Below are 17,004 nucleotides of genomic sequence, written 5' to 3' on the forward strand. Positions count from 1 at the left end.
ATCCCATGAAGATCCTGATTTCCACCGATATCGAAGGCGTCGCCGGCGTCTTCCATGCTGAACAAGTCCGCGCCGGCAACGGCGAATACGAGCGCGCCCGCGCCTGGATGACCGCCGAGGCCAATGCGGCCGTGCAAGGCGCGATCGCCGGCGGCGCCGAAGAGATCCTGGTCAACGATTCGCACGGGGGCTTTCGCAACCTGCTGCCCGACGGCCTGGACGAACGCGCCCGCCTGGTGCTGGGCAAGCCGCGCTACCTGGGCATGATGGGCGGCCTGGAAGAAGGCTGCGATGCCGTTTTCATGATCGGCTACCACTCGCGCTCGCAAGGCCGTGGCATTCTGGCCCACACGATCAACAGCTTCGCGTTCTCGCGCGTGTTCATCAACGGCATGGAACTGGGCGAAGCCGGCCTGTACGGCGCGCTGGCCGGCGAGATGGGCGTCCCCGTCATCCTGGGGACGGGCGACGACGTCTTCATTTCGGAAACCCGCGACACCTTCCCCGGCGCCGAATGGGTGCAGACCAAGGTGGCGCACGGGCAGGGCAGCGGCATCACCCTGTCCCCCGCGGCTTCCCGCCGCGCCATCGCGGCCGCAGCCGAAACCGCCGTGCGCAACCTGAAGAAGCAGGCCCCCGTTCCTTTCCGCATTCCCGCCCCTATAGAATGCCGGTTGCAGACGCAGAGCGCGGCGCTCGCCGACCTGTTCTGCATGTGGCCCACGCTGGAACGCGTGGACGGCGTCACCTTGCGATTCACCACGGATAGCATGCAGGCCGCCGTCCGTACGCTGAACAGCCTGGCCGCCATGTCTTTCATGTTGCGCTAAGGATCCCATCCCCCATGTCTAGCACCGACGCCCGTATCGCCCAATTGCGGCAGGCCATGAGCCGCCGCGGCCTGTCCGCCTATATCGTCCCGTCTTCGGACCCGCACCTGTCCGAGTACCTGCCGGCGCGCTGGCAAGGGCGGCGCTGGCTGTCGGGCTTTACGGGGTCGGTGGGCACCCTCGTCGTCACGGCAGATTTCGCCGGTCTGTGGGTGGACAGCCGCTACTGGGTGCAGGCCGAGGCGCAACTGGCCGGCACGGGCGTGCAGCTGATGAAGATCGCCCTGGCCTCGACCCCCGGGCATGTGGACTGGCTGGCCGCCAACACGCGGGCGGGCGACGTCATCGGCGTGGACGGCCAGGTGCTGGGCCTGGGCGCCTTCCGCGCCCTGTCGGTGGCCGCGGCCACCTCCGGCGCCACGCTGGAGATCCGTGCGGACCTGTTGGACGAGGTCTGGACGGACCGCGCCGGCCTGCCGGACGCCAAGATCTATGAGCACGTGGCGCCCGAGGCCTGCGTAAGCCGTGCCGACAAACTGGCGCAGGTGCGCGACGGCATGCGCGCGCAGGGCGCCGACGTGCACTTCATCTGTACCGTGGACGATATCGCCTGGCTGCTGAATCTGCGCGGCGCCGATGTGGACTACAACCCCGTGTTCGTCGGCCACGCGCTGATCGGCCTGGACCACGCCACGCTGTTCGTGGCCGACGGCAAGGTCGACGACGCGTTGCGCGCCACGCTGGCTGCCGACGGCGTCGAAGTGGCGGGCTATGCCCAGGCCGCCGACGCCTTGGCCTCGCTGGAACTGGACCAGAAGCTGCTGATCGATCCGGCTCGCGTGACCTGCGGCGTGTTCCACGCCATGGATCCGGCCGTGCCGCGCATCGAAGCGATCAATCCGTCTACGTTGCTGAAGTCCCGCAAGACCGACGCCGAGCTGGCCCATGTGCGCCAGGCGATGGCGCAGGACGGCGCGGCGCTCTGCGAATTCTTCGCCTGGTTCGAAGGCGCGCTGGGCAAGGAAACCATCACCGAACTGACGATCGACGAGCAGATCACCGCTGCCCGCGCGCGCCGGCCGGCCTATGTCTGCCCCAGCTTTGCCACCATCGCCGGCTTCAACGCCAATGGCGCCATGCCGCATTACCGCGCCACGCCGGAATCGCACGCCACCATCGAAGGCGACGGCCTGTTGCTGATCGATTCGGGCGGCCAGTACCTGGGCGGCACCACCGACATCACCCGCGTGGTCGCGGTGGGCACGCCCAGCGCCGACCAGAAGGTGGACTTCACGCTGGTGCTCAAGGGCATGATCGCGCTGTCGCGCGCTTCGTTCCCGCGCGGCACCCCGTCGCCCATGCTGGACGCCATCGCGCGCGCGCCGATCTGGCAAGGCGGTGCGGAGTACGGCCACGGCACCGGCCACGGCGTGGGCTACTTCCTGAACGTGCATGAAGGCCCGCAGGTCATTTCGTACCGCGCCATGCCGGGCCCGCACACGGCGATGGAGCCGGGCATGATCACGTCGAACGAACCGGGCATCTATCGCCCGGGCCGTTGGGGCGTGCGCATCGAGAACCTGGTGGCCAACCGCAGTTGGCTGACGTCCGAACTGGGCGAATTCCTGTGCTTTGAAACGCTGACCCTGTGCCCGATCGACACCCGCTGCATCGAGCCGTCGCTGATGCGCGCCGACGAGACCGCCTGGCTGAACGACTATCACAAGACGGTGTTTGAACGCCTGTCGCCCTTGGTCGAAGGCGAAGCGCTGGCCTGGCTGACGCGCCGTACCGCGGCGATCTGACCGTCAAGGTCAAGCACATGAAAAAGGCCGCGGGCGTCATGCCTGCGGCCTTTTTGCTTGTGGGGGCGGTTAGCGCTGGCGGGCGTCAGCCTTCCGACGGGGCTGTTGCCCGGGGGTAGAAAAGAAGCCTGCCGATCAGGCAGCCCAAGGCCAGCAGCGCGGCGTAGATCAGGAGCGCCACGACGGGCGCCATCGGCGATAGCGCCGCGCGGATCAATTGATCCCAGGTCATCGTCCGGACGATCAGGAATCCGACCCCGACGCCCAGCGCCTGGGCCAGCCAGAACGCGAGCGTGCCGTGGGCCACCGCCCGGCCCAGCCGCGCCGCGCCGATGGCGCGCGGCAGGAGGTTCCGGCAGAGCAACGCGCACAGCGCCAGCAGGATCACCGGCAGCGCCAGGTAGCCCAGCAAGTATTCCATCCAGCCCGCGCTCAGGGACTGCATCTGCAGGAAGCCGCCCAGCGAGATCGAGACGCTCAGTTGCCAGATCAGCACGGTCAACCCGGTGATCCAGGCAGCGTGGCGCCGGTCGTAGGCGGGGCCGCCGGCCGGGCCGGCAGGCTGCACGGTCCAGGCGGCGATGCGCACGACGATGCACAGGCCGATGATCTCCAGCACGATGGTCACGACCCGCACGATGAGGCCCAGCGCCATGAACTGGCCGACGACGCCGACGCCCGACCACGCTTCCAGCATGTCGCGGTTGTTCATGACGAACAGCATCAGCGCGTTGTGCAGGAAGGCCATCGCGGCGGCCACGGCCAGCGTATAGACCAGCATCAGGGCGATGAAGGTGCCGAACAGCTTGCGGGGCTCGTCGACCGCCGTCGTGTTGTTGCGCGCCAGCCAGCGGCGCATGGCGCCCCACGTGGTCAGCCCGGCGATCGCCGCCGCCGCGGCGATGTGCGCCAGGAGCGGGGCCAGGAACTGCGGCTCGGTCTGCATCTCCTGCATTTGCAGGGACTGCGGCAGGCCGAACATCGTGTAGGCCTGGACAATGGCGGCATATGCCAGGCGCAGCAAGACGGCGGTCAGCGCCAGTCGCCACGCGAGCGAGGTGGGGGATCGGGCGGGATCGGTCATGGGCAAGGGCGCGAAGTGTTGAGAAAAAACAGCAGTCGAAAAATTAGGGATCGAACATAGCACGACGCTACGCCGCGCCATGCAACGCGCTGGCCGTCGGCGCGTTTCGAGTGCTGCTAAATGTTACGCGTGATCGCTAGGGGAAAACCCAAATAACCTTCGCCTCCCGGCTATAATCCAAATTTCCCGCACGCGCCCGCTCGTCCCGGGTGCTCATTACGATGACCAAATACGTATTTGTCACCGGCGGAGTGGTGTCTTCCCTGGGCAAGGGCATCGCCGCTGCGTCGCTCGCCGCCATCCTCGAGTCGCGTGGTCTGCAGGTCACCATGCTGAAGCTCGACCCGTACATCAACGTCGATCCGGGCACGATGAGCCCCTTCCAGCACGGTGAAGTGTTCGTCACGGAAGACGGCGCCGAAACCGATCTGGACCTGGGCCACTACGAGCGCTTCATCTCCGCCCGCATGCACAAGGTGAACAACTTCACCACGGGCCAGATCTACGAATCGGTACTGCGCAAAGAGCGCCGTGGCGACTACCTGGGCAAGACTGTCCAGGTGATTCCGCATATCACCAACGAAATCCAGGACTTCATCGCCCGTGGCGCCGAAGCCGGCTGGAACGGCAACACGGACGTCGCCATCGTCGAGATCGGCGGCACCGTGGGCGACATCGAGTCCCTGCCTTTCCTGGAAGCCGCTCGCCAGATGAGCCTGCGCATGGGCCGCAACAATGCCGCCTTCGTGCATCTGACGCTGGTGCCCTTCATCGCCTCCGCCGGCGAACTGAAGACCAAGCCCACGCAGCACTCGGTGCAGAAGCTGCGCGAAATCGGCATCTACCCGAACGCGCTGCTGTGCCGCGCCGACCGTCCCATCCCGGACGACGAGCGCGCCAAGATCTCGATGTTCTCGAACGTGCCCCTGGACGCGGTGATTTCCGTCTGGGACGCCGATTCCATCTACAAGATCCCGGCCATGCTGCACAAGCAAGGCGTGGACAACATCGTCTGCGAAGCGCTGGGCCTGACCCCGCCGCCGGCCGATCTGTCCATGTGGGACAACCTCGTTGAAGCGCTGGAGCATCCGCAGCACCAGCTGACGATCGGCATGGTCGGCAAGTACGTCGACCTGACCGAATCGTACAAGTCGCTGACGGAAGCGCTGGTCCACGCCGGCATCCACACGCGCTCGAAGATCAACATCGAGTACATCGACTCGGAAGACATCGAAACCCGGGGCACCGACCAACTCAAGCACCTGGACGCCATTCTGGTTCCGGGCGGCTTCGGCAAGCGCGGCACCGAAGGCAAGATCGCCGCCATCCGCTACGCCCGTGAAAACGGCGTGCCGTACCTGGGCATCTGCTTGGGGATGCAGCTGGCCGTCATCGAGTTCGCGCGCCACGTCGCCGGCCTGGGCGGCGCCAACAGCACGGAATTCGATCCGTCGGCGCCCCATCCCGTGGTGGCCCTCATCACCGAATGGATGGACCGCGAAGGCAAGGTCGAAAAGCGCGACAACACGTCCGACCTGGGCGGCACCATGCGCAAGGGCGCACAACGCGTGCCGATCAAGGCCGGCACCCGCGCGCAGACCATCTATGGCGACGAAGTGAACGAGCGTCACCGCCACCGCTACGAGGTCAACAACGTCTACGTGCCGCGCCTGGAAGAGGCCGGCATGGTGATCAGCGCCCGCACGCCGTCGGAAAACCTGCCGGAAATGATGGAATTGCCCGACCACCCGTGGTTCGTGGGCGTGCAGTTCCACCCGGAGTTCACTTCCACGCCGCGTGACGGCCACCCGCTGTTCTCCAGCTATATCCGCGCCGCCATCGAGCAGAAGGCTCGCCGCGGCCAGGGGGCCTGATGCGCGTCCGCGGTCTCGAGTTCCGCATGCGGATCCTCGGGGCCGCGGGCCCGTCCCCCAGCGTCGGCCTGTACGGCGGCGCTGCTTTCGGATACAACCAATTAGCATCGGATATGCGTCGCCGTGCCGCTTTCAGCGACACTGGCGGCGTTGCCGTATCTGGCGTCAGCTATCCGCTGTAGATACCTACCAACGCAACTGCCCTGAAGGAACCCCATGAGTGCTTACCTCATCGCCGACGTCACGGTGACCAAGCCCGCGCAATACGAGGATTACAAGCGTCTGTCCACGCTCGCCATGCGCGCGTACGATGCGAAGATCCTGGTGCGCGGCGGAGAGTCCAAGCACCTTGAGGGCCGTGAGCCTGGCCGCACCGTCGTCATGGAATTCCCGTCCATGGCCGCCGCCCAGGCCTTCTACGACTCCTGGCAGTACCGCCGTGCCCGCAACGCCCGTGAGGGCGCGGCCGTCATGAATATGTTTATCGTTCAGGGAATGTAAAGTCATGAGTGCAATCGTCGATATCATCGGCCGCGAGATTCTGGATTCGCGCGGCAACCCCACCGTGGAATGTGATGTACTGCTGGAATCCGGCGCCATGGGCCGCGCGGCCGTGCCGTCCGGCGCCTCCACGGGCGCCCGCGAAGCCATCGAGCTGCGCGATGGCGACAAGAGCCGTTATCTGGGCAAGGGCGTGCTGCGCGCCGTTGAAAACCTGAATACGGAAATCTCCGAAGCCCTGATGGGCCTGGACGCCCAGGAACAGACCTTCGTCGATCGCACGCTGATCGAGCTGGACGGCACCGAGTCCAAGGAACGCCTGGGCGCCAACGCGATCCTGGCCGCCAGCATGGCCGTGGCCCGCGCCGCCGCCGACGAATCGGGTCTGTCCCTGTACCGCTATTTCGGCGGCAGCGGCCCCATGAGCATGCCCGTGCCGATGATGAACGTCATCAACGGCGGCGCGCACGCCAACAACACGCTGGATCTGCAAGAACTGATGATCCTGCCGGTCGGCGCAGGCAGCTTCCGCGAAGCCCTGCGTTGGGGCGCTGAAGTCTTCCACATGCTGAAGAAGCTGATCCACGGCCAGGGCATGTCCACGGCCGTCGGCGACGAGGGCGGTTTCGCGCCCAACGTGCCCAGCCACGAAGCCGCCATCCAGCTGATCCTGAAGGCCATCACCGAAGCCGGCTACGAGCCGGGCACGCAGATCGCCCTGGGCCTGGATTGCGCCAGCTCGGAGTTCTACCGCGACGGCAAGTACACGCTGGCCGGCGAAGGCGGCATCTCGCTGTCCTCGCAGGAGTTCACCAACCTGCTGGCCACCTGGTGCGACAAGTACCCGATCATCTCCATCGAAGACGGCATGGCCGAAAACGATTGGGACGGCTGGAAGCTCCTGACCGACCAGTTGGGCAAGAAGGTGCAACTGGTGGGCGACGACCTGTTCGTCACCAACACCAAGATCCTGCGCGAAGGCATCCAGAAGGGTGTCGCCAACTCGATCCTGATCAAGATCAACCAGATCGGCACGCTGACCGAAACCTTCGCCGCCATCGAAATGGCCAAGCGCGCCGGCTACACCGCCGTCGTGTCGCACCGTTCGGGCGAAACCGAAGATTCGACCATTGCCGATATCGCCGTGGCAACCAACGCGATGCAGATCAAGACGGGTTCGCTGTCCCGTTCGGATCGCATGGCCAAGTACAACCAGCTCCTGCGTATCGAGGAAGAGCTGGCTGAAGTGGCGTCGTATCCTGGCCTGGAAGCTTTCTACAACCTGCGTTGATGGGAAGCGCGGCAGCGGCGCCTGGCGCCGCCGCCGCATCCGCGCCACGACTGCTCTGAGGGTTCTCGCGTATGCGCCTGTTGTTCCTGGTGCTGTTCGTGCTGGTAGGCTTGATCCAATACCCGCTGTGGCTGGGTAAGGGCGGCTGGTTCAAGGTCTGGGATCTGCAACGCCAAGTGGCGGAGCAGCGCGAGACCAATGAAGGCCTGCGCGCGCGCAATGCCGCGCTGGAAGCCGAAGTGCGGGATCTTGAAGGCGGCTCTGGCGCCATCGAAGAGCGCGCCCGCGGCGAGCTCGGCATGATGCGTGATGGCGAAGTGTTCGTGCACATTCTGCCGCAGAACACGCAGCCTCCCGCTGCCGGCGCGTCGCTGGCGACAGACCCCGCAGCCAAACCGCCCACCGCCACGCGCGCCAGCGCGCCGGCTGCCAAGCCGCCTGCCAATCGGGCGGCCAGCCCTGCCGCCAACCCGGCGGCGCCCAAACCGGCCACGCCGGCAAACAACGCCACGACCCGCCACTGAGGCTTTTCCTCAGGGGCAGCGGACGTCGCGGCAGGCGCCGGCCACCATTCCTTCCGGTTGAGGCATCTTGCCCGACCAATCAACCGGATGCGAGTGCATCTCCATCTCAAGTTCTACCCGAATCGGCAGCAGGCCGTGCGCACGCGCCACGCCTGCATAGCTGGCGTCGTCGCGTCCCAAGGCCGCCAGCAGCATGCGCAAGGGCGGCAGCAAGGGCCGGTGCAGATAGGTCAGGCGCAGTTTCAGCGTGTTCGCATCGAAGATGCTCAAGCCCCCGGGCGGGGGAGGCCGGCGCGCGTGCTGCAGGTCCTGGTAGTCGTTATCGATGGCGCGCAAGCCCGGCGCCGCCGCCACCGTGAGCCCAGCGCGGCCGTGCTGGCGGAAGGCGCGGGCGTCTGGCTGCAGGATTTCAATGCGCCACGGGGTCAGGCCGGTCAGCGCGGCAATACCTGCCTGGGCGCGTTCCAGCCGGCGCCGCGCGTCGGCCTTGCCCGCCGTGCCTTCCCCGCCGGCATGCAGCGGCAGCAACGCCTGTTGAAAGGCGTGCCGCATGCGGGCGGGTTCGCCATGGGCGGTGGCGCCTGCGCGGGCGGCTTCGATCAGCGCCAGGTGCGTCATCTGGCGTACGGCCTGCCAGCGGGCGGCTTCGATTGCCAGCAGGCCCAGCAGCAGCACCACGGTGCCAGCCACGGCGAATTCGATGGCGGCGGCGCCCCGTTGCCGCGAACAGGCAAAGAAAAAGGCGGTCATGGCTGCGCAGTGTGGCGCGGGCATGACCGCCCGTCGATACGGACAATCCGAAGGGGTGAAAACGTCCCGCCAGGCGGGACGCGGGGAATCAGTGCACGGTGGGGGGCGCGTCGTCGGCCGGGGGCTGGTTCGGCGCAAACAGGGTGGCGCAGTCGACCGCGTCGAACTTGTAGGGCTTGCCGCAGAAGTCGCACGACACGTCCACCTGGCCGCGCTCGGCCAGGACGCTGTTGACTTCCTCTTCGCCCAGCGAACGCAGCATGCTTGCCACGCGCTCGCGGGTGCAGGGGCAATGCCAGCTTACCGTCACCGGATCGAACGCCAGCAGGGTGTCTTCCCAGAACAGGCGGTGGATCAGCGTGTCGATCTCGGCTTCCAGCAGTTCGTCGCGCTTGAGGGTGCTGGCCAGTGCATTGGTGCGGTCCCAGGTTTCCGCCGCGGCCTGCTCGGTCAACAGCGGCGCATCCGTGCCGCCATGGAAAGGCAGGCGCTGGATCAGCATGCCGGCGGCATGGTCGGCGTCCGCCGCCAGCCACAGGCGCGTGTCTAGCTGTTCGGACGCCTTCATGTAGTGTTGCAGGGCCTCGGCCACGGTCTCGCCTTCCAGCGGCACGATGCCCTGGTAGGCCTGCTGGCCCGGCAGCTTGCGCTGCGGGTCCAGCACCACGATGAAGCGGCCGGCGCCGCCGGGGTTCAGCAGGCTTTGCATCGTGCCGTCGGCGGGCACGTCATGGCCTTCGCGCACTTTAACGGTGGCGCGCAGGCTCAGGTCGGAGCGGCATTCCACCACCAGCAGGGCGATGGGGCCGTCGCCCTGGATCTGGAGCACCAGCGAGCCCTCGAACTTGATGTTGGCGGCAAGCAGGGTGGACGCGGCCACCAGTTCGCCCAGCAGGTGGGTGATGGCGGGCGGGTAGTCGTGGTTGGCCTGGACGGCCTTCCAGGTCGCCTCAAGGCGCACGGCCTGGACGCGGACGCTGCGGTCTTCGGTAAGGTATTTTTTGAGCTGATCGGTCATAGCGGAATGTTAGCCGATCAGGGGCGCGATTCCCCCTGCTGGCAGCAGGGGGTTCAACGGCGCCCTGGGGCGTTCAGGCCAGCCGTTTCAGGGCTGTCTTGTAGTGTTGGCCCCGCGCCACGTAATGGGCGGTGTTTTTGTGCAGATTGGCGATTTCCTCGTCCGAGAGCTCGCGGACGATCTTGCCGATGCCGATCACCAGCGAATTGTCGGGGATGATCCGGTCTTCCGGGATGATCGCGCCGGCGCCGATCAGGCAGTTGCGGCCGATGACCGCATTGTTCAAGACGATGGCCTGCATGCCCACCAGGGCGCCTTCGTGGATGGTACAGCCGTGCAGCATGGCCTGGTGGCCCACCGTCACGTTGGGGCCGATCGTCATGGGACAGCCGCTGTCCACGTGCAGGACGCTGGATTCCTGGATATTGGTGCCGTGGCGGATCAGGATGGCGTCGTTGTCGCCGCGGATCGATACGTTGGACCAGATGCTGACGCCCGCTTCCAGCGTGACGTTGCCGATGATGTCGGCACTGTCGGCCACGTAGGCGGCGGGGTCGATGCGGGGAATCAGGTCGTCAAGCTGGTAAATGGGCATTGCCTCAGGTCTCCGGTTGCTTCTCGGGGCCGCCGTGGGCCGTGTCGACGGTGACGGTCGCGGTCGTGGTCGCGACAGGTGCCGTCGCGACGGGGCCTGCCGCGGCGACGGGCGCCGGGGCGGCGGCGCGGGCGCGCTCTTCTTCGCGCAGGCGCAAGACACGGCGCTGGATCTTACCGGTGGTGGTCATCGGCAATTCGTCGACGAATTCGATCTCTTTCGGGTATTCGTAGGGCGCCAGCCGCTCGCGCACATGTTCCTGCAGGTTTTCGATGACGTCGGCGCGGTCACGATGGGCGAACTCCGGCGTCAGCACGACATAGGCCTTGACCAGGGCGCCGCGCTCGGCGTCCGGCTTGGGCACGACGGCGGCGTTGGCCACGGCGGGATGCCCGATCAGGCAGCTTTCGATTTCACCCGGGCCGATCCGGTAGCCGGACGACTTGAACACGTCGTCGGCGCGGCCGGCATACCAGAGGTAGCCGTCGGCATCGAGGGTGGCGAGATCACCCGTCAGGCACCAATCGCCCTTGAATTTGGCCTGCGTCGCCGCTTCGTTGCGCCAGTAGCCCAGGAACATCACCGGGTCGGGATAGCCGTGGATGTCCAGCCGGTTGACGGCGATTTCGCCGGTTTCGCCGGCAGCCACGGGCTGGCCGTCATCGTTTAAGACCGCGACCTGATGGCCCGGGTAGGGCCGGCCCATGCTGCCGGGCCGGGCGGGCCAGCGCTTCTGGCTGTTGCCCACCACGTAGTTCATCTCGGTCTGGCCGAACATTTCGTTGGGCGTCACGCCCAGCGCCGACTGGCACCATTCAAAGACAGTTTCGCCCACGCTTTCCCCCGCGCTCATGATGGAGCGCAGGGCCAGCTGGTAGCGGTTGCGGGGTTCCGGCACCGCCTTCATCATCATCTTCAGGGCGGTGGGGAAGAGGAAGGTGTTGGTGACCTGATAGCGTTCCAGCAGCTCGAACGCGCGCTCGACGGAAAAGCGCCCGCGCGTGCCCACGATGGGGTGCCCGAAATACAGAGTGGGCAGCAGCGCGTCCATCATGCCGCCCGTCCAGGCCCAGTCGGCCGGCGACCAGAACACGTCGGCCGGCTTGGGGAACCAGTCCTGCGAGGCCACGAAGCCCGGCAGGTTGCCGATCAGCACGCTGTGCGGCAGCAGGGCGCCCTTGGGCGCACCCGTGGTGCCCGAGGTATAGAGCAGGATGGCGGGGTCGGACGACCGCGTCGGGATGGCCTTGAATTCGCTGGGCTGGCGGGCCAGCAGGCTGCGCCAGGGCAGCACGCGCTCGTCGGCGAAGCCGATGCCGATGATCTGCTGCAGGTTGGGGCAGTTGTCGCTGACGGCCAGCAGATTCGCGCTGGAGGCGTGGTCCACGATGGCGACGCGGGTTTCGGAGTCGCGCAGGCGGGTTTCCAGGGCCTCGGGGCCGAACAGGGTCGATAGCGGCAGCACGACGCCGCCCACCGTGTAGATGGCCATGTGGGCGACGACGGTTTCAGGGCGTTGCCCCAAAACGACACCGACCCGATCGCCGCGGCCCACGCCCATTTTCACCAGGCCGTTGGCCAATTGGTTGACGGCCTCGGCCAGTCGGGCATAGGTCCAGACCTCGCGGTTGCCGGACTCATCTTCGTAGTAGATGGCAATGCGCCGCGCATCCGGACTACTGGATGCCCAGCGGTGGCAGCACGCATCCGCAATGTTGAACTGGGTGGGTACCAGCCAGCGGAATGATTGGTAGAGCGCCTGATATTGGTCGTTCATGGCCCTATGTTGTAAGCATGTTGCAGCTGCGTGAACGGGCCAACTCGCCCGTTGCCTCAGATGCAAGCATGACCTAGAGGGCCGTGAACTGCAATATCCCCGTTGCGTAATGGGGACGCATACGGGTTATCACGGGTGTTTGCTTTGGCGGCGTAGTGCGGAGGGCAGGGCGGGCAGGGACAGCGAACGGGGCGGGCGGGCGACCGGTTCCGCCTGCCGTTCGGCCTGGATGGCGGCCCAGTCCAGCAGCTGCAGCTGGCCGTCGTGGGTTTCGGCCAGGGCGGACAGGCTTTCCACCCAGTCTCCGTCATTGCAGTACAGGATGCCGCCCACATCGCGCAGTTCGGCCTTGTGGATGTGCCCGCAGACCACGCCGTCCAGGCCGCGGCGGCGCGCCTCGCCGGCCAGCGCTTCCTCGAAATCCGTGATGAAGGAGACGGCGTTCTTGACCTTGTGCTTGAGATATTGCGACAGGGACCAGTAGTGCAGCCCCAGGCGGTGGCGCAGCCGGTTGAAATGGTGGTTGATCCACAGCGCCAGCTGGTAGAGGCCGTCGCCCAGGTGGGCAAGCCAGCGGCTGTGCTGGATCACGCCGTCGAACTGGTCGCCGTGCAGCACCAGCAGGCGCAGGCCCTTGGCGGTCACGTGGACGTCTTCGTCCAGGATCTCGATGTCACCGAACGCGTAGCCGGCGAATTCGCGCGCGAATTCGTCATGGTTGCCGGGGATGAACACCACGCGCGTGCCGTTGCGAGCCTTTCGCAGTATGCGCTGGATGACGTCGTTGTGCGCCCGTGGCCAGTGCCAATGCTTGCGCAACTGCCAGCCGTCCACGATATCGCCCACCAGGTAAAGGGTGTCCGAATCGTTGTGGTCCAGGAAATCGAGCAGGAATTCCGCCTTGCACCCGGCAGTACCCAGGTGAATATCGGAAATCCAGAGAGCACGCCAGTGCGCAGGTCGGATTTCGTTCACGGTCGCTTCCATGTGGGCTGTCGTCATGCCTCAGGATGAAATCATCCGGCGATGACGGGCGTATGAAGAAACCGTGACGCTGTTGTGACGGCGGCGCGGCGCCGGGCGCCGCCACCGTCACAGGCAATGCTCAGGGCTGCTGCGTGTCGGCCTTCTTGCCGCGCAGACGCTTCCACAGTCCGCCGCCGAGTGCGGCCGCGGCCAGGATGCCGACCTTGGCGAACTTGGCCAGGAAGGCGGCGATCACGGCGAACAGGCCCAGCTTCTTGGCGGCCACGCCAGCCACCAGCGCGGCCAGGCCGTATTCCGCGACCTTGTCGGTCGAGGAATCGAAGTCGGCGTAGCGCTTGCCGTCCACGTAGTTCAGGTTGTCCAGCAGCGCCAGCACGGCGGTCTTGTCCTTGGGCACCAGGCTTTGCTGGGTGATGAGATCCAGCGTGATGTAGCCGTCGCGGCCCAGCGCGTAGGTGTTGTAGTTCACCGTGGGGTCTTCCCCGGCTTCGGCGCCCTTGTGCTTGGCCGCGACCGACCAGACCAGCCGCTGCGTGTTGCTGTCGTACTTGGGCGCTTCGACCCAGCCGTCCACCGTCAGTTCGGGGAAGCCGCGCTTCTTGCGCTCTTCGTTGGACTGTTCGGTGCCTTCCCGCAGGCTGTCCAGCAGTTCGCTGACGTTCCAGTTGCGCGCGTCGTCGTCCTTGATGTAGCCGGCCTTGTCGAAGTTGACGGTGACGACCCAGTCGTCATCGTCGCTCTTGGGCATCACCACACCCAACAGCGACGGATCCTTGCCGTTGCCGTAGGCCTGCATCAGGCGCTCGGCCTGGAAGCGCGGGACGAAGAACATGTTCTGCGGCAGGTGCACCACCGCCTGATCGCCCAGCTTCACATCCGCGGGCCCTTGCTGGGCGGCGGCGAACGCGGCTTTCATGGCGGATTCGATTTCCTGCTGGGCCGATGCATTCTGGGCCGAGGCCCCGGACGGCAGGATGAGCAGCACGCTGGCGGCGGCCAGCGACAGGCGGGAAATGAAAGCGCGCATGGGAGTCTTGAGGCGTCTGTTTAAAGGGGCCTCATTGTCTTTGCGGGCGACTTTCAACTTTCTGAAAGCAGGCGGCCAAATGGCCGCATGATTTTGCCGTTTGTAATAGTTTGTGTGGGCGCGGTCGGCTTACCGGCTTTTCTGTCGCTGCGGCGCGTTGCGCAGGCGCGTGCCCAGGATGCGGTCGTGCAGGAACTGCCCGTCGGGATCAAGCCAGGACCAGATGAAGATCGTGAAGGGCGCGGCCACGATGAACATGTCCACCGAGGCCCAGCCCGTGAGATTGGCGGCGCCCCAGACGACGGCGGCGCCCGCCAGCACCAGCGGCCAGACCAGCACGTAGCGCAAGATCAGGCGGCCCGTGCTGGGCGTGTTGCCGTCCCGGTCGACGAGCCGGATGTTCCAGGTCTTCATGGGCAGCGTCTGGCCGCGGCGGCGCCAGCACAGCACGAAGTAGGCGCCGATGGCGGTAAACAGCCAGGCCTGCCGCGCCCCGCGAAGCTCCAGCGCATTCTTGCTCTGCGTCAAGGTATCCAGCAGGTAACCCGCCAGGAACACCACGCCAAACAGCAGCACGGCTTCGTACATCATGCAGGCGAATCGGCGCAGCCGATTGGGAGTCTGGTCAAGGAGGGCGTCGGTCGTCATGGACCGGCATTATAGAAGAATGGATGTGGGCCCCCACGCTTCGCACACTTCGTGCGCTCTCTGCCCCCCGAGGGGGCTTTCCTCCCTTGGGGCGGCCCGGCGGGAGGAAGGTGGCCCCCACGCTTCGCGCACTCCGTGCGCTCTCTGCCCCCCAAGGGGGCTTTACTCCCTTGGGGCGGCCCGGCGGGAGGAAGGCGGCCCCCACGCTTCGCGCACTTCGTGCGCTCTCTGCCCCCCGAGGGGGCTTTCCTCCCTTGGGGCGGCCCGGCGGGAGGAAGGTGGCCCCCACGCTTCGCGCACTTGGTGCGCTCTCTGCCCCCCGAGGGGGCTGCCTCCCTTGGGGGCGGCCCGGCGGGGAGGCGTTCCCCACGCTTCGCACAAGGGGAGGACGAAAAAAAACCCGCCGGTAAGGGCGGGTCTATAAAAGGGGCTATGCAGCCCCCAAGGGGAAAATCTTTCGGGCCTTAGCGCTTAAGGCCCAGGCCTGTCTTTAGGCTGCGGAGTGCGCGTTCTTGGCGCTCGTCTTGCCAGCCAGGGCCTTCACGCCGTGGGCCAGCTTACGCAGGCCTGCGGCCAACGCCCGCATCGGGTGCGGACGGAATTGTTCTTCAATAGCCTGGAGCATCAGTTGGCGCTCGAGTTCGTCGGTCAGGCGGATGGTGTTGTTCGGGTTGATCACGTTAGCCTCCACGGGCTTGCACAGTTGTTTGCTACTAGGGATAACCCGAATTATAGGGTTTACCCTGAAACTGTGCAAGAGGGAGGTGCAAGTATGTGCAACTTGGCAACACCTTGGTGCTGATAATGCCCCAAAACCGAGCGGCGGGGCACCATAAGCAAAGATACGCGCACCATGTTGCGGCGCTTTTACAACGCGTGGGATCCGGCGGGAAAGCGGCCGGCGCCCGGGGCGGAGAGTCGCCCCGGGCGCTGCGCGATCAGGCGTCGCGGTAGCCGGCGGCGACCAGTTCGAAACCGAACAGGCGGCAGTCCAGCGCGCCGTTATGCAGCGGCACGCGGCGCTTGGGCTTCAAGCGCATCTGGTTGGGCAGGGTCAGGTCGCTGGTGATGACGTGCAACTGCCAGCCCGCGAAATTGCGCTTCAGGCAGCTGGCCCAATCGCGCCACAGATCCGCGTCCTGCTCGGTCAGCATGCGTTCGCCGTAGGGCGGGTTGGTGACGATCCAGCCGTGGTCGGCGGGCGCGGTGATCTCGCGGGCGTCGCCCACTTCAAAGCGGATGGAATCGGCGGTCAGCCAGGCGCGCTCGGCGTTGTTCTGGGCGAATTCAATGGCTTGCGGGTCCAGGTCGTAGCCGACCAGCGGCGCGTCCAGCTGCGGCAGGATGCGCGAGCGGGCGTCGTCCTTCAGGTCGCGCCAGCGGTAGGCGTCATGGTCGCGCAGGCGTTCGAAACCGAACGGGCGCGAGATGCCCGGGGGCACGCCCAGGGCGATCCAGGCCGCCTCGATCAGAATGGTCCCCGACCCGCAGAACGGGTCCAGCAACGGCGCCGCCGGGTCCCAGCCTGCCAGGGCCAGCATGCCGGCCGCCAGGTTTTCGCGCAGCGGGGCTTCGCCCTTGTCCAGGCGCCAGCCGCGCTTGAACAGGGATTCGCCGGAGGTATCCAGGTACAGGGTGGCCGTGTGGCCCGTCAGGAACAGGTGGACGCGGGCGTCCGGGCGCACCGTGTCGATGCTGGGGCGTTCGCCTTCCAGTTCGCGCAAGCGGTCGCAAATGCCGTCCTTGGCACGCAGATTGCAGTACTGCAGGCTTTGCACCGGGCTCTTGATGGCCGAGGTGTCCACGCGCAGCGTCTGTTCGGCGCCGAACCAGCGTTCCCACGGGGTGTCGCGGGCCAGGTCCAGGATGTCGTCTTCGTGCGAGATTTCGGCGTGTGCCACCTGCACCAGGATGCGGGTGGCCAGACGCGAATACAGGTTGGCGCGCTGCACACCGGCCCAATCGGCCGTGAACGAGCAGCCGGCGCGGCCGGCCTTGGCATCTTCATAGCCCAGCGCCTGCATCTCTGCCGTCAGGGCCTCTTCCAGGCCTTGCGGGCAGGGGGCGAACACCGTGAACACTTCTGCCGGGCGCGGTTGGCGCGGGGCGCGGCTGCGGGTCTCGATGATCGGGGCGCGCTCGCGGTTATCGTCGCGCGCGTCGGCGAATTCCGGCTGGGCGTCCTGGCCGTGATCCGGCACGTCGTCGTGATCGGGTTCGGCGGCGAATTCGGGCGCGGGGCCGTCATCCTCGAACGGGTCGTAGAAGCGTCCCGCCGGCGTGGCGGGGGCGA

General features: G+C 66.4%; 16 protein-coding genes. 6 read left to right on the forward strand and 10 right to left on the reverse strand.

Translation table 11 applies throughout. From position 1 onward, the window contains the following. Positions 1-5: 5 nt before the first annotated feature. Positions 6-830: a M55 family metallopeptidase gene (locus AC27VE_RS15815; protein WP_006223883.1), complete on the forward strand. Its 825-nt coding sequence runs from the start codon at positions 6-8 to the stop codon at positions 828-830. Positions 831-844: 14 nt separating this feature from the next. Then, positions 845-2,635 (forward strand): aminopeptidase P family protein, encoded by a 1,791-nt coding sequence (locus tag AC27VE_RS15820; RefSeq protein WP_488704391.1) that lies wholly within the window; start codon positions 845-847, stop codon positions 2,633-2,635. A gap of 85 nt (positions 2,636-2,720) precedes the next feature. Here the strand turns inward: AC27VE_RS15820 and AC27VE_RS15825 are convergent, their stop codons facing one another. Further along, positions 2,721-3,719: a hypothetical protein gene (locus AC27VE_RS15825; protein WP_488704392.1), complete on the reverse strand. Its 999-nt coding sequence runs from the start codon at positions 3,717-3,719 to the stop codon at positions 2,721-2,723. A 221-nt stretch (positions 3,720-3,940) separates the two neighbouring features. On the opposite strand from AC27VE_RS15825, the gene pyrG reads away from it, so the two are divergent. From pyrG to ftsB, 4 genes are all read left to right on the forward strand, one after another. Continuing rightward, a complete protein-coding gene (gene pyrG, locus AC27VE_RS15830; RefSeq protein ID WP_006223886.1) occupies positions 3,941-5,593 on the forward strand; it encodes a CTP synthase in 1,653 nt (550 codons plus the stop codon). Between the two features lie 216 nt (positions 5,594-5,809). After that, positions 5,810-6,094 (forward strand): DUF1330 domain-containing protein, encoded by a 285-nt coding sequence (locus AC27VE_RS15835; RefSeq protein ID WP_006223888.1) that lies wholly within the window; start codon positions 5,810-5,812, stop codon positions 6,092-6,094. A gap of 4 nt (positions 6,095-6,098) precedes the next feature. Further along, positions 6,099-7,385, forward strand: coding sequence for a phosphopyruvate hydratase (eno, locus tag AC27VE_RS15840; RefSeq protein ID WP_006218107.1), 1,287 nt, complete (start codon positions 6,099-6,101; stop codon positions 7,383-7,385). Positions 7,386-7,456: 71 nt separating this feature from the next. Then, positions 7,457-7,909 (forward strand): cell division protein FtsB, encoded by a 453-nt coding sequence (gene ftsB / locus AC27VE_RS15845; RefSeq protein ID WP_427956894.1) that lies wholly within the window; start codon positions 7,457-7,459, stop codon positions 7,907-7,909. A gap of 9 nt (positions 7,910-7,918) precedes the next feature. Here ftsB and AC27VE_RS15850 read toward each other — a convergent pair whose 3' ends face one another. From AC27VE_RS15850 to AC27VE_RS15890, 9 genes are all read right to left on the reverse strand, one after another. Continuing rightward, positions 7,919-8,659: a TadE/TadG family type IV pilus assembly protein gene (locus AC27VE_RS15850; protein WP_488704393.1), complete on the reverse strand. Its 741-nt coding sequence runs from the start codon at positions 8,657-8,659 to the stop codon at positions 7,919-7,921. 88 nt (positions 8,660-8,747) lie between these two features. Next, complete coding sequence (hslO, locus tag AC27VE_RS15855) at positions 8,748-9,677, reverse strand: Hsp33 family molecular chaperone HslO (protein WP_006223891.1); 930 nt, start codon at positions 9,675-9,677, stop codon at positions 8,748-8,750. Positions 9,678-9,750: 73 nt separating this feature from the next. Next, positions 9,751-10,272, reverse strand: coding sequence for a gamma carbonic anhydrase family protein (locus AC27VE_RS15860; protein WP_006223892.1), 522 nt, complete (start codon positions 10,270-10,272; stop codon positions 9,751-9,753). Positions 10,273-10,276: 4 nt separating this feature from the next. Continuing rightward, the gene (locus AC27VE_RS15865) at positions 10,277-12,049 is read right to left on the reverse strand and encodes an acetate--CoA ligase (RefSeq protein WP_006223893.1); all 1,773 of its coding nucleotides are present in this window, start codon (positions 12,047-12,049) and stop codon (positions 10,277-10,279) included. A gap of 129 nt (positions 12,050-12,178) precedes the next feature. Beyond that, positions 12,179-13,051: a UDP-2,3-diacylglucosamine diphosphatase gene (locus tag AC27VE_RS15870; RefSeq protein ID WP_085946902.1), complete on the reverse strand. Its 873-nt coding sequence runs from the start codon at positions 13,049-13,051 to the stop codon at positions 12,179-12,181. A gap of 103 nt (positions 13,052-13,154) precedes the next feature. Further along, complete coding sequence (locus AC27VE_RS15875; protein ID WP_488704394.1) at positions 13,155-14,063, reverse strand: DUF2167 domain-containing protein; 909 nt, start codon at positions 14,061-14,063, stop codon at positions 13,155-13,157. A 129-nt stretch (positions 14,064-14,192) separates the two neighbouring features. After that, a complete protein-coding gene (locus AC27VE_RS15880) occupies positions 14,193-14,711 on the reverse strand; it encodes an RDD family protein (protein ID WP_035212794.1) in 519 nt (172 codons plus the stop codon). Between the two features lie 490 nt (positions 14,712-15,201). Then, the gene (locus AC27VE_RS15885) at positions 15,202-15,390 is read right to left on the reverse strand and encodes a hypothetical protein (protein WP_035212795.1); all 189 of its coding nucleotides are present in this window, start codon (positions 15,388-15,390) and stop codon (positions 15,202-15,204) included. Between the two features lie 259 nt (positions 15,391-15,649). Then, positions 15,650-17,004, reverse strand: a 1,355-nt coding sequence (locus AC27VE_RS15890; RefSeq protein ID WP_488704395.1) for a THUMP domain-containing class I SAM-dependent RNA methyltransferase, incomplete at its 5' end; no start/stop codon positions are given.

It is taken from the genome of Achromobacter sp. 18P8.1.1 (assembly GCF_057799415.1).